The 12,871-nt window shown below is 57.4% G+C and carries 16 protein-coding genes; all 16 read left to right on the plus strand.

Annotation, left to right across the window (positions count from 1 at the left end; all coding sequences use genetic code 11):
- Window positions 1-71 precede the first annotated feature (71 nt).
- The 16 genes from yajC to NTX17_02845 all read left to right on the plus strand — a co-directional run bounded on the left by yajC (window position 72) and on the right by NTX17_02845 (window position 12,855).
- Entirely contained in the window at window positions 72-392 is a 321-nt protein-coding gene (yajC, locus tag NTX17_02770) for a preprotein translocase subunit YajC (protein MCX5800296.1), read from the plus strand.
- The gene (gene def / locus NTX17_02775) at window positions 393-914 is read left to right on the plus strand and encodes a peptide deformylase (protein MCX5800297.1); all 522 of its coding nucleotides are present in this window, start codon (window positions 393-395) and stop codon (window positions 912-914) included. It begins immediately after the preceding gene.
- Window positions 911-1,846, plus strand: a complete 936-nt coding sequence (gene fmt, locus NTX17_02780; protein MCX5800298.1) for a methionyl-tRNA formyltransferase — start codon at window positions 911-913, stop codon at window positions 1,844-1,846. Before def ends, fmt begins: the two co-directional genes overlap by 4 nt.
- Before the next feature lie 58 nt (window positions 1,847-1,904).
- Complete coding sequence (gene rsmB / locus NTX17_02785; protein ID MCX5800299.1) at window positions 1,905-3,278, plus strand: 16S rRNA (cytosine(967)-C(5))-methyltransferase RsmB; 1,374 nt, start codon at window positions 1,905-1,907, stop codon at window positions 3,276-3,278.
- 41 nt (window positions 3,279-3,319) lie between these two features.
- Window positions 3,320-4,051 (plus strand): PASTA domain-containing protein, encoded by a 732-nt coding sequence (locus NTX17_02790; protein ID MCX5800300.1) that lies wholly within the window; start codon window positions 3,320-3,322, stop codon window positions 4,049-4,051.
- A gap of 66 nt (window positions 4,052-4,117) precedes the next feature.
- Window positions 4,118-4,804, plus strand: coding sequence for a ribulose-phosphate 3-epimerase (rpe, locus tag NTX17_02795; GenBank protein MCX5800301.1), 687 nt, complete (start codon window positions 4,118-4,120; stop codon window positions 4,802-4,804).
- A gap of 151 nt (window positions 4,805-4,955) precedes the next feature.
- Window positions 4,956-6,278, plus strand: coding sequence for a signal recognition particle protein (gene ffh / locus NTX17_02800; protein ID MCX5800302.1), 1,323 nt, complete (start codon window positions 4,956-4,958; stop codon window positions 6,276-6,278).
- Window positions 6,279-6,307: 29 nt separating this feature from the next.
- Entirely contained in the window at window positions 6,308-6,784 is a 477-nt protein-coding gene (gene rpsP / locus NTX17_02805; GenBank protein MCX5800303.1) for a 30S ribosomal protein S16, read from the plus strand.
- A gap of 151 nt (window positions 6,785-6,935) precedes the next feature.
- Window positions 6,936-7,166: a KH domain-containing protein gene (locus NTX17_02810; protein MCX5800304.1), complete on the plus strand. Its 231-nt coding sequence runs from the start codon at window positions 6,936-6,938 to the stop codon at window positions 7,164-7,166.
- A gap of 96 nt (window positions 7,167-7,262) precedes the next feature.
- Window positions 7,263-7,823 carry a ribosome maturation factor RimM gene (gene rimM, locus NTX17_02815; protein MCX5800305.1) on the plus strand — a complete coding sequence of 187 codons (561 nt, stop codon included), beginning with the start codon at window positions 7,263-7,265 and terminating at the stop codon, window positions 7,821-7,823.
- A gap of 57 nt (window positions 7,824-7,880) precedes the next feature.
- Window positions 7,881-8,696: a tRNA (guanosine(37)-N1)-methyltransferase TrmD gene (gene trmD / locus NTX17_02820; GenBank protein MCX5800306.1), complete on the plus strand. Its 816-nt coding sequence runs from the start codon at window positions 7,881-7,883 to the stop codon at window positions 8,694-8,696.
- Window positions 8,697-8,806: 110 nt separating this feature from the next.
- Window positions 8,807-9,160, plus strand: coding sequence for a 50S ribosomal protein L19 (rplS, locus tag NTX17_02825; GenBank protein ID MCX5800307.1), 354 nt, complete (start codon window positions 8,807-8,809; stop codon window positions 9,158-9,160).
- Window positions 9,157-9,828 carry a ribonuclease HII gene (locus NTX17_02830; GenBank protein MCX5800308.1) on the plus strand — a complete coding sequence of 224 codons (672 nt, stop codon included), beginning with the start codon at window positions 9,157-9,159 and terminating at the stop codon, window positions 9,826-9,828. The genes rplS and NTX17_02830 overlap by 4 nt, the downstream gene beginning before the upstream one ends.
- Window positions 9,829-9,916: 88 nt before the next feature.
- Window positions 9,917-10,297: a YraN family protein gene (locus NTX17_02835; GenBank protein ID MCX5800309.1), complete on the plus strand. Its 381-nt coding sequence runs from the start codon at window positions 9,917-9,919 to the stop codon at window positions 10,295-10,297.
- Between the two features lie 42 nt (window positions 10,298-10,339).
- The gene (locus NTX17_02840; GenBank protein ID MCX5800310.1) at window positions 10,340-12,004 is read left to right on the plus strand and encodes a YifB family Mg chelatase-like AAA ATPase; all 1,665 of its coding nucleotides are present in this window, start codon (window positions 10,340-10,342) and stop codon (window positions 12,002-12,004) included.
- An 86-nt stretch (window positions 12,005-12,090) separates the two neighbouring features.
- On the plus strand, window positions 12,091-12,855 hold the full coding sequence (locus NTX17_02845; GenBank protein MCX5800311.1) for a tetratricopeptide repeat protein: 765 nt from the start codon (window positions 12,091-12,093) through the stop codon (window positions 12,853-12,855).
- Window positions 12,856-12,871: the final 16 nt, after the last annotated feature.

Genomic DNA, 12,871 nt, shown 5'->3' on the forward strand with positions numbered 1-12,871 from the left:
GAATCACGAGAGCAATCGTGGTTCCGATGGTGAATCCGAGCTGGACTCGGGCGTCTAACAAGGAGGGTTTGATGCTAGACGTAGCTTACGCGATGGGTACTTCTGGAGGAGGTCAGGGGCAGTCAGGCAGTCCTTACGGCGGCCTCCTGATGATACTTGTCATTTTTGGCATTTTCTACTTTCTTCTGGTGCGGCCACAGATGAAGCGGCAGAAACAACACCAGACGATGGTGAATTCTCTGAAGAAAGGTGACAAGGTTGTGACTACCGGCGGCATTCACGGCACGATAGTGGGCATCAAGGACGACGTTGCGATCATAAAGATAGCCGAGGAGGTAAAGATCGAGGTGTCCAAGAGCTGTGTGGCCGCGATAAAGGAGCAAGGCGAGTAAATGGCTCCCAAGTCCGTCGTCACCTACGGAAACCCGCTTCTCAAGCGACGCGCGAGAGAGATAACCGAAATTGACGACTCGGTAAGGAAACTTGCGGAAGAGATGTTCGAAACGATGGAGCGCTCGCGAGGCGTAGGACTGGCGGCTCCTCAGGTGGGCGTTCCACTGCGAGTCATTGTGTTGAGTGTCCCGATGGACGATGGGACACGATGGAAGTGTGCTATCGTGAACCCCGAGCTGGTGTCGAAGAACGGGAAGATGACGTCGGAAGAAGGATGTCTCAGTGTACCTGGTATCTACGAGGAGATCACGAGAGCCGAAGAGATCGAGGTGAAGGGGCTCGATCTTGAGGGGAAGGAAATAAGGGTCAAAGGGAAGGGGCTCTTGGCCAAAGCCGTCCAGCACGAAATGGACCACATCGATGGCATTCTGATTGTAGACAGGCTGAGCGCAATAAAGCGGCACGTGCTCCAGAGGCGCCTTCGTAAACTTGAGGAAAATGCCAAGGGGAGGGCGTCTTGAGAATCGTCTTCATGGGCACGCCGCGCTTTGCGGTTCCATCGCTTTCCAAATTAGTGAGCGACGGACACGACGTAGTGGCCGTCGTGACGCAGCCCCAAAGACCCAGCGGAAGAGGCCTCGAGCCGACTCCACCCCCGGTCAAGGTCCTGGCGGACGAAAAAGGGCTGAGGATTCTCCAGCCGGAGAACGTAAACCTCCCCGAGTCCATCCAGGAGCTCACTGCACTGGAGCCGGAGCTCATAGTCGTCGTGGCGTACGGCGCCATACTTCGCAGGCCACTCCTCGAACTCCCCTCCTTGGGGTGCGTCAACCTTCACGCTTCTCTGCTTCCGAAGCTGAGAGGAGTCGCCCCCATCAACTGGGCCATAATGGAAGGCCACAGGGCAACGGGCGTGACGACCATCTGGATGAACGAAAAAGTCGACGCCGGCGAGATCATTCTGCAGAGATACGTCGCGATACTTCCCGAAGAGACCGCTGGTGAACTTGAAGAGAGGCTCTGTCACGCGGGAAGTGAGCTGCTCTCCAGGACGCTCCTCGCGATCAAGGACGGAAATGCACCCAAGATTCCGCAAGACGCCGCGCTTTCAACGTACGCGCCGATGCTCAAGAAAGAGGACGGCGTCATTGATTGGAGCAGGGACGCCGAGGTGCTTTCGGATCACATAAGAGGCGTGACTCCGTGGCCGAGCGCTCAGACGACGATTCACGGCGAACCCCTCAAGATTCTCAAGGCCAGAGTGATTGAGCCGATGAGTGCGTATCACGCGGGCAGCATCCTCAAACTCGACGAGGATGGCGCGATCGCCGTTGCTGCAGGCCACGGCGTACTTCAAGTCATTGCGGTTCAGCCCGCAGGAAAAAAGCCCATGGCCGCGGTCGACTTCGCCCGAGGAAGGCGACTGCGCGAGGGCGAAAGATTTGGGACGTGAGATGCAGTCCCGTGGCCACAGAGGTAACAGGCGCCACAGTAGCGCAAGCGGCGACAACATGGCCAGACGCCACACGGGCCGCAGGCGAAAGACGACTCGCGAGACAAGCGCGAGGGAAATCGCTGCTTCAATACTCTCCGCAGTAGATTCACGCAGTGCCTTCAGCGATCGCCTTCTGTCTTCCTACCTCAAGAAAGTCGAACTGAGTTCTGAAGACCGCGGCCTTCTCACGTATCTCGTCAAGGGAACACTCCGATGGAGGGGACGAGTTGATTGGGTGCTTTCGGGCGTTCTCAAGACTGAGCTGGCCGAGCTTCCCACGTGGATTCGGAACGTTCTTCGTCTTGGCGCATTTCAGATTCTTTTCATGGACCGCATCCCGGTCTCGGCGGCAACAGACGAAAGCGTGAAGCTCGCCCGAAAGAGAGGGCATCCCGGTACCGCCGGGCTTGTCAACGCGGTGTTGCGCAGACTTGTGAGCACGAAAGACGCCATCGAGTACCCTTCCGTAGAGAAGGGCGACGTCGGCGCCGTCTCGATTCTTTACTCTCACCCGGAGTGGATGCTGGAGAGATGGGTCCGGCGATTCGGTCTGGAAAGAACAATCAAGATCTGTGAGGCGAACAATCTCTCCGACCATCTGTGCATAAGACCTAACAGGATTCGCGTGGAGCCCGTGAAACTGATCGCGAGGCTTCGAGAGAGCGGAATCGCGGCCGAAGCCGGCGTCCTCGACCCCTCGATGATAAGAGTGAGGGGTGAACTCTCTCCTGCAACCGACTCGAATTTCAGGGACGGACTCTACACCCCTCAAGACGAGGGTGAGTCACTCGTCTGTCGTCTCCTCTCGGTAGAGGGCGACGCGACGCTTCTTGATTTGTGCGCGGGCCCGGGTGGAAAGGCCACCCAGCTTGCGGAGATGACTGATGATGCGAAGCCTGTCTATTGCCTCGAGATTCATCACTCGAGGGCGGCGCAAGTGCGAGAGGCGGCAAGAAGACTTGGTTTGGGTTCGATAGAGGTGGTGACCGGAGACGGCAGGCACGCCCCTTTCGGAGCGCGATTTGACAGGATTCTTGTCGACGCCCCCTGTTCGGGTCTCGGTGTAATTGGCAAGAGGGCGGACGCCAGATGGAGGAAGAAGGAGGCGTCTCTCGCCATGCTTTCCCAGCTTCAAGGAGAGCTCCTGGACTCGGCATCGAAGCTTCTTGATGATGGCGGTATTATGGTCTACAGTGTCTGCAGTTTTGAACTGGAGGAGACGAGCGAGGTGGTGTCTTCTTTCTTGAAAAGCCATCGCGGATTCGAGATTGAGCCTGCGTCCAGTTTTGTGGGCGGAGACGTGGTTGACGAGAGCGGCGCCATGTTGATACTTCCCGACAGATATGGTACGGATGGCCTGTTCGCCGTGAGGGTGAGAAGAGTCCGATAATGCCTTTCTTCCTCCCGCGGCGTGCGGCACGCGAGAATGAAATGAAGAGTAGAGTCAAGATATCACCTTTCTGGACTATCGTTCTGCTCGCTCTCGCGGCTTTTGTGGGAGGAGTGCTCATTTTCAATTTCGGCATCATGCCTCTTCTTGTCGGGCATGGCGGAGAAGCCAAGCTACCCGATTTGACCCTCTGCACCGTTCCGGAGGCGGAGCGAAGACTCAAGGAAGAGGGGCTGAGGCTTGCCGAGACTGGTTCGGTCTTTAGCGCCGACGTGCCCAAGGGATGTGTTGTTTCACAGTATCCCCCGGCCTTTGCGACCGTGAAGAAAAGCAGAGGCGTGAAGATCAACGTAAGTAGTGGAGAATCTGGCGTGTCGGTGCCCGAGATCGTGGGACAATCGCTGAGACATGCCGAAATCGTGCTCGGAAGGGCGGGTCTTCAGTTGGGACGCGTGTCGCAGGTGTACTCTGCCGAAATCCCCGCGGATGCCGTGATCTCGACTTTTCCTGGGCCCGGTGCACTCGCAGAAGAGGGAGGAACCGTTGACGTTCTTGTGAGCCTTGGCCCTCCCGCGGAGGAGTTCGTGATGCCGCAACTAGTGGGCCAGAACGTCAACGTCGCGCGGAATGTCGTCGAATCGGCCGGGCTGGTTCTGGAAATCGAGTCCGGCTCCACGCGCACCGGCGGCAAGGTCGTGGACCAACGGCCTCCTTACGGGACCAAGATCAGCAGGGGGTCGGTGGTATATGTCAGCGTCAGGAATCCAGGTTAGACCACGGGCCGGCCGGCGCAGCGTCCTGAAGCGTGGCCGAGGCTACACTGAACGGAGAGCCGAACGATGATCAAAATAGCACCTTCAGTTCTTTCCGCTGACTTTGGCAGACTCTCGGAGCAGTTGCGGAGCGTGGAAAGTGGCGGCGCCGATTTGATTCACGTTGACGTGATGGACGGCCATTTCGTCCCGAACATCACGTTCGGGCCCATCATCGTTTCCGCCATACGCAAGCTCACGAAACTTCCACTGTGTGTCCACCTGATGATCAGCGAACCGTGGAGATACGCGAGCAACTTCTGCGACGCTGGGGCGGATTACCTGAGTTTCCACTGGGAGGCGTCGTCGGACAGAGGTGTTCGAGCGGACTTGATTGAATCCACGATCAGCCTTATAAGAGAGAAAAGCGTGAAGCCGGGCCTTGCCGTGAACCCTGAGACGCCGGCCTCTGCGATCTTCCCGTTCTTGGAAACACTGGACCTCGTCGTCATAATGAGCGTTCATCCCGGTTTCGGCGGCCAGGGCTTTATCAAGGAAGTGCTGCCCAAGATACGCGAGATGAGTCGTAAGCGCCAGACTCACAACTTCGAAATAGAGGTCGACGGCGGCGTGAGCCTGGAGACGGCGCCTGCAATAGTGGAGGCGGGCGCGACCATGCTGGCCGTCGGTTCCCACGTCTTCGGCTCTCCGGACCCCGCCTCGCAGGTGAAGGCTCTGCGCAAGAGTGTTGCCGGTATCTGCGGCCGGAGCTAGGCAGACTCAAGCGGAACCACGTCTCTGTTGCGCGATCTCTGTTGCGTGTGACGTCCGAAAATGCTAAACTACGAAATTGCGGCCGGAAGGTTCGAGCACACAGTCCCGCCTTCCGGCACAATGATTTAATGGGGAATTTGGGCCAAGCGCGATGTTTGACGAACTCACTTCAAGACTCGACGCGGTTTTCAAGAAGCTTCGCGGCTACGGGAAGCTGAGTGAACAGAACATGCGGGAATCTCTGAGAGAGGTTCGCCGAGTTCTCCTCGAGGCTGACGTCAACTATAAGGTCGCGAAGGATTTCGTGGCGCGGGTAGAAGAGAAGGCCCTGGGCCGCGAGGTGCTTAAGAGCTTGACGCCCGGCCAACAGGTCATCGCCGTCGTGCACGAAGAACTCGTCGAGCTCTTGGGTCAGAAGGCGGTGGGTCTTGCCCCCGTCTCAAAACCTCCTGCCGTGCTTCTGATCGTCGGTTTGCAGGGCTCGGGCAAGACCACCTTCACCGTGAAGCTGGCCGCACATCTTCAAGGAAAGGGTGCAAGACCGATGGTCGTGGCGGCGGACCTGAAGAGACCCGCGGCCGTAGAACAGCTCAAAATCCTCGCAGACTCTGTCGGAATCAAGGCGTTCCTTCCTCAAGAAGGTGACTCGGTGCTCGCAACCGCTCCGAAGGCCGTTGCCCAGGCCGTCGAGGGTGGATACGACTGGGTGCTATTCGATACGGCGGGAAGGATGCACGTAGACGAAGAGATGATGGACGAGCTCTGTGAGCTCAAGAAAGCTGTGTCTCCTCAAGAGATTCTTCTCGTCCTTGACGGTATGACCGGCCAGGACGCGGTCAACGTCGCCAACACGTTTCAGAAGACCGTGGATTTCGACGGTGCCGTCCTCACGAAATTGGACGGAGACGCAAGGGGTGGTGCGGCTCTCTCCCTGAGGGCCGTGACGGGTAGGCCCATCAAGTTTGTGAGTGTGGGCGAGAAACTTGATGCGCTCGAGGTCTTTCATCCCGACAGAATGGCCTCTCGCATCCTGGGAATGGGCGACGTTCTCTCGCTCATAGAAAAAGCGGAAAAGACCGTCGACGTGGAACGGGCAAAGGAGATGGAGAAAAGGCTCAGAGAGGCCGATTTCACGTTGGAGGACTTTCTGGGACAGCTCAAAGAAGTCAGAAAGATGGGTCCGCTTCAAGACCTGGTGGATATGATCCCGGGTTTTGGTAAGATCAAGAAGGCCGGGCTCAACGTTGACGAGGGAGCGTTCAACAGAATCGAAGCCATCATCAATTCCATGACTCCCATGGAGAGAAGGACGCCGACTGCCATAGACGGAAGTAGAAGAAAGAGGGTTGCAAAGGGCAGCGGCACGAGCGTTCAGGAGGTGAACAGGGTTCTGAAGCAGTTTTTCGAGATCCAGAAGCTGCTCAGGCAGATGAGACGTGGAGGCAGAAAGGGGTTGAGGTCTCTGCCGTTCTAATGTTACCTTTATACGTGGAGGTGAACTGAGTGTCAGTAAAGATTCGACTCACGAGAACAGGTGCGAAACACAGGCCATTCTATAGAATCATCGTCACGGATTCGAGAATGCCGCGTGACGGTAGGTTCATAGCAACGCTTGGCACGTACGATCCTCTCACCGAGTCAGGGAACATCGAGGTTGACGGCGAACTGGTGAAGCATTGGATGAGCAAGGGCGCAACGCCTTCCCTAGCCGTGAAGCAACTGCTGAAGAGGGCGGGCGTGGTGACGGTTGAAGCGCCGGCGGCCTCAGCCAAGAAATCCCCTGAGGCGGTGTCCCTCGAGGCTCTACGAGAAGGCGAAGGGGAGGAAGTTGAAGTGACTCCGTCGGAGATTCCGCTAGAGACTTCTTCCGGGGAAGGGGCTCAGAAACCGTCGCGTGCCAAGAAGGCGCCCGCGAAGCCAGGCAAGCCGTCAGGCAAAGCGGCTTCGCAGAAGGAAAAATCAAAGCCGACGTCGAAGTAGCCATCCTTTGGCGGGTGGGGTAGATTGGGCCAGCCGTGGGCCGGCTTCAACGGTTTCGGGCGATTAGACGATCCCCAGTCGGACTACGTCGAGCCTGATGGAATTCTTCCGCCAGTCGGTTCCTCAGCAAGTCGGGGAGGATTTGTATCGTATGAAAGAACTTATTGAGTATATCGCGAAGCGCATCGTCGACAAGCCGAACGACGTCGTCGTCAGAGAAGTCACGGGCGAGAGAACTACCATTTTTGAACTCAAGGTCGCTCAAGAGGACCTGGGAAAGATAATCGGGAAACACGGAAGAACGGCCAGATCAATCCGCACTCTTCTGAGCGCCGCCGCCACCAAAGCCGGCAAGAAAGCGGTCCTGGAAATACTGGAGTAGCTCTGTTGCGGCCGGAGTTGTGGCAGAACCTGCCTCGCGCATGGCGCTGCTGCGTGGAATCCAGACACCGTAGCAGCTCTCTTTGCAAGCCCAGTTGTGACAGACGTTGACGCGCGCTTTGCGCTCAACAACACGGGAGCATTGCGATTGGTCAGCTTTGTTGTGGTCGGAGAGGTGATGAAGGCCAGAGGAGTGAGAGGCGAGCTCCTGGTCCGCCCCGCGACGGCGAGCATAGAACGTTTTCTCTCCATACGTTCGGTCTGGCTTGGAGAGACGGAACGGCGGAATTTCCTTGTGGAACGGGCCAAGGCTCAGGGCGAACTCGTACTGGTCAAGCTGGAAGGGATTGACTCCAGGGAAGAGGCGACGCAACTGAACGGGCTCACGCTTGAGATTCCTCGTTCGGAGGTGCCTCCCCGTCCTGAAGGAGAGCACTACATGTTCGAGCTCGTCGGGATGAGAGTAACTAGAACCGACGGGATTGATCTGGGCAACGTGGCCGACGTGATGGAGACCGGAAGCAACATCGTTTACGTCGTGAAGAACGCGGACGGGAAAGAGACCCTCGTACCGGCAACGCGAGACGTGGTCGAAAGGCTCGACTACGAGAATCGCCAGATTCTTGTCAGACCAGTACGAGGTCTGTTTGATGAGTAAAATTGGCGGTATCGTATGAAACTTGTGATAGGTTTGTTTGATGACTGAGAGCCTCAGATGAAAATGACCGTCGTCACTATATTCCCTCCACTCTTTGAGGGACTTCTCTCGGAGGGAATAGTAGCGAGGGCAATCACAAAAGGCCTCGTGAAGATAGACGTTCTCAACTTGAGGGACTTCTCGACTGACGGCTACAAGACCGTTGATGATTATCCCTACGGAGGCGGCCCGGGCATGGTGATGAAGGTCGAACCGATCTTGAAGGCCGTCTCTTCCGTGACCGGCCTTGACTATCTGGCAGGCTCCACTGAGGGACGATCTTCTTCTGCCGGCGTCCAACACGGCGTCAAGGTAGGGACCGAACCGACGACAAGGATTGTCGTTCCGTCGCCGCAGGGAAGAAGGTACGACCAGAACGTGGCAAGCGAACTGTCCTCCTGTGATTCTATCGTTCTCATCTGCGGGAGGTACAAGGCCATCGACGAGAGAGTCGTCGAGATACTCGGTGCCGAGGAGATTTCGATCGGAGACTACGTGCTTTCCGGCGGTGAGTTGCCCGCCATGGTGCTTATCGAATCGGTTGTTAGACTCATTCCCGGAGCCATGGAGGACGAGGATTCCGCCGCAGGAGATTCGTTCGAGGAGGGAATTCTCGATTGCGCGTACTACACGAGACCCGAATCCGTCGCGGGGAGGAGCGTACCGGAGATTCTTCTTTCGGGAAACCACGAAGCAATCAGAAAATGGAGAAGGAAGAATCGTCTCTCGAGAACACTTCAGAGAAGATCAGACCTTCTGGACACAGCAATCCTCGGCGACGAGGACAAGAAGCTCTTGCGAGAATGCAAGAAAGAACTTGAAGCGGGAGGATGAGCCTGCAACTACCCAGTTGGAAGTTTGCTCCAAATGTGAGAGAATTTCCCCGTATGCGAGAGATTATGACGCAGAGGATTTCGACAAGAGATGGGAACCGGAGGTAACACATGGATGCAATAGACTTCGTTGAATCAAGGCACGTCACGAAGAAGGCCGACAATTTCAGGCCCGGCGACACCGTACGCGTGCACGTGAGGGTTGTTGAAGGTGACAAGGAGAGGACGCAGATTTTTGAGGGAACCGTCATCAACAAGCGTGGCACCGGTGCGCGCTCCACTTTCACCGTGCGCAAAGTGAGCGGTGGCGTGGGAGTCGAGAGAATATTCCCGCTGAACTCTCCGGCCGTATCGAGCATTTCCGTTGTGCGAGAAGGCAAAGTGAGAAGGGCAAAGCTCTTCTACCTCGGAAGAAAGAAGGGCAGAGCGGTTCGCATTGAAGAGAAGCAGGAAGAGAGGGAGTGAGGAGACGCAAGGCTCCGGCAAGATCGACCTGGCAGGACCGCTTTCTCCTGCTCAAGAGAAACGAAGAGCGCTACCTGACAAAGACTGCCGGATTTGTTGCGGGAGTCGACGAAGCTGGGAGAGGGCCCTTGGCGGGTCCGGTGGTGGCCGCGGCAGTGATACTTCCATCCGATTTCTGCGCAGAACACATTGACGACTCCAAGCGACTGACTCATCTTCAGAGGGAGAAGCTCTACGCCGAGATCTCTGCGGGAGCTCTTTCTGTTTCGTGGGCTTCGGTGAGCGAAAGAGTCGTTGACGGCGCGGGAATTCTGAACGCCACCCACATCGCCATGCGCGACGCAGTCGGCGCCCTTTCCGTCGCACCATCTCTGGTTCTAGTCGACGGCTGGAAGATCCCCCTCCTCGAGGTTCCACAGGCGGCCTTTCCCAAAGCGGACGGCACATTTCTTTCCGTTGCCGCCGCGTCGATAGTCGCTAAATTCGTGAGAGATAGTCTGATGGCCGACGCCCACGAGAGGTTCCCTCAGTACGGATTTGACGTCCACAAGGGTTACGGGACTCGACAACACATCGAGGCACTACTCCGCTACGGCCCGTGCTGTCTCCACCGGTTTTCCTTCAGGCCAGTCAAAGAAATACAATTCATGAGACGTAATTCAAGCTAGGCCGGCGTTGTGAGGAAGTGGGGAGGGGGTGTGGCGAATGCGACGTGAGGTTGTGATTGTGCGGATGTGATTGGGAGGTGGTGGGAACATGACCGAAAGTGTCCACTCAGGCCGGATCGGCGAAGAGATCGCCGCCCTTTTCCTCAGACTCAAGGGCTACCAAATAATCCGCAGAAATCTCCGAACTAGAAGAAGCGAATTGGACATTGTTGCGTGCAGGGGCGACTGCCTGGCGTTCGTCGAGGTGAAGCTGAGAGGGCCCGGATCCATCTCGCGGCCCGCGGAATGCGTGGACGCAAAGAAGAGACAACGCGTGACGAGAGGAGCCATGCTGTTTCTTCAAGGGTACCCGGCGAACTCGTGCCACACAATTCGCTTTGACGTCATCGCAATCACGTGCACGGGAGAAAGGCTCATCGTAGACCACATCGAAAACGCGTTTGGGGCAGAGGGGCCGGTGGGATGGTGACGCCACTGGACTAATGTCAGTTTGAAGTGGGGGGTGGTTGTTGTGTTGGCAAGGGTTAGAAGCTGCGCGCTTGTGGGTATCGATGCATATTTCGTGGAGGTGGAAGTTGACGTCGGTAGAGGTCTTCCGAGTTTCTCGACGGTCGGCCTTCCTGACGCTGCCGTGCGCGAGAGCCGGGAACGGGTTATTTCCGCCATAAGGAACAGCGGGCTGGAGCTTCCTCCGAGGAGGATAGTCGTGAACTTGGCTCCGGCAGACACGAGGAAGGAGGGCGCCGGGTTTGACCTCGCCGTCGCCGTTGGCCTTCTCAAGGCAACGGGTCAGCTCTGCGGTGGACACATTTCTGATGATGGCGCCACCAGCGGCCCCTCTGCCGGCGCCGAGGTTATCTCGGACCAGATGGGCGACCGCACAGACGGCTGCGTCTTTGTGGGTGAGCTTTCGCTCGACGGCAGGGTGAGGCCTGTTCGCGGAGTCCTTTCGATGGCCCTTCTGGCGAGAGAGGCGAGCGTGCGTAGCATGATAGTGGCGGCGGAAAACGGAGACGAGGCGTCGGTTGCGTTGGAAGAGAAGGTGCTCACTGCGGGCACCCTCATAGAAGTAGTGCGATTCCTCAGGGGAGAGCTGAAACTGGCTTCGCCCGCGAGAGCAGGCGTCGGCGAGGCAGCGTCTCCTCGCCCGCGTTCAGGTACCGCCGCCGCGTCGCCTCCGCCCGGTGAAGTGACGGCGAAGCGGACGCGCTCACTTCCCGACTTTTCCGAAGTGCGTGGCCAGCAACACGTGAGAAGAGCCCTCGAAGTTGCGGCGGCGGGAAATCACAACCTTATTATGATCGGGCCTCCTGGTTCCGGCAAGACCATGCTCGCGAGAAGAGTGCCCTCGATTCTCCCGCCGCTCACTACGGACGAGGCGATCGAAACCACCAGAATATACTCTGCCGCGGGGAGATTGCGCAGGGGTGTCGCACTCCTTTCGTCGAGACCGTTCAGGTCACCGCACCACACCGTGAGCGTTGCAGGCGCGATCGGGGGCGGCAACGTCCCTCGGCCGGGAGAGATCAGTCTTGCTCACAACGGTGTCCTTTTTCTGGACGAACTGCCGGAGTTCAGGCACGATGTGCTTGAGGCTCTGAGACAGCCGCTCGAAGAGGGAAGTCTGACCATATCAAGGGCAGGCGGGACGGTCTCGTTTCCCGCCAGGTTCATGCTCGTTGCCGCCTCGAACCCGTGTCCCTGTGGTCACCTCACCGACCCCTTGAAGGAATGTCACTGCACTCCGACACAGATTAGAAACTACGTGGGAAAACTCTCCGGCCCGCTGCTCGACAGGATAGACATCCACGTCTCCGTGCCGCGGGTCTCGTTTCGAGAGATCTCTCAGACCCAGGCCGGCGAAAGCTCGAGTAACGTGAGGGAGCGCGTGCTCGAAGTAAGAAGACTTCAGTCGGAGCGTTACGCAGAGGTTGCAGGCGTGCGCACGAACTCCGACCTGGGAGAGAGTCTCGTCACACATTTTTGCATTGTTGACGAGTCCGGACTCTCGATTCTCAGGGCCGCAATGGAGAGGCTTGGGTTGAGCGGGAGAGCGTTTCATCGGATTCTCAAGGTTGCTCGCACGATAGCCGATCTCGACGGCGCCGAGTTGCCACGCGCAGAGCATGTGGCGGAGGCGATCCAGTACAGGAGTCTTGACAGAGTGCAGGGATAGGCAACGTTGACACGCTCCATCTCGCGTTGCTATACTTAGGTCGATGTGACCCGACCAGAGAAACCGAAACCCACAGGAGGAGCGCCTTGAGAACAACTAATTGTACAAGAATGAGTCGGACGAAGCTGAACGGAGAGCCAAAGCCAAACAGGGGGCGACGCGTTCTCTTGCCAGTCGTTTTCCTGCTCGCCTTGGCGATCCTTCTCGGCCACGCCGTTTCTCAGGCAGACGATAACTCGCCGAACAAGCGGCCATCCGCTTCAGGGCAACCGCCTGCGTCCCAGGAGCCTTCTCCCGCCCAGCAGGCGATAGAGGTCATGCGCGCAGAGATAGCGATCGACTCTCTCAATCCGCAGCTTCACTATGAGCTGGCAAATGCGCTGAGCGAAACAGAGAACAAAGACGGAGCTCTCTTACACTACGATAAGGCTTTGTTGCTCAAGCCCGATTTCAAGGAAGCCCTCGTCAACAAGGGAGCCGTCCTGAACGAGATGGGGTTTGTAACGGATGCGATAGCCTCATTTGAAAAGGCGCTCGCGTTGACCCCGCACGATACGAAGGCCTTGGTCAACTTGGGCAATTCGTTCTACGCCCTCCAGCGGTATGATGAGGCCGTCAAGCAATACGAGCTTTCCGTGGAGGCTGACAGCACTTTTGGTGAAGGTTACTATTACATCGGTGTTGCCTTCGCGGATGCCGGCATATTTCGGGAAGCCGTAAGAGAGTGGGAAAAGATAATCCAGGTCGCACCGAACTCTGAGGCCGCCAAGACCGCCAGAGAGAACATTGACACGGTGAAGAAGTTTCTCTCATCGGAGACGCAGCCTCGTAATAAGCCCACGACGGAGTAATCCGGGCAGGACGAAG

The sequence above is a fragment of the Candidatus Eisenbacteria bacterium genome (assembly GCA_026388185.1).
Taxonomy (GTDB): Bacteria; Eisenbacteria; RBG-16-71-46; order JAFGJU01; family JAFGJU01; genus JAPLKG01.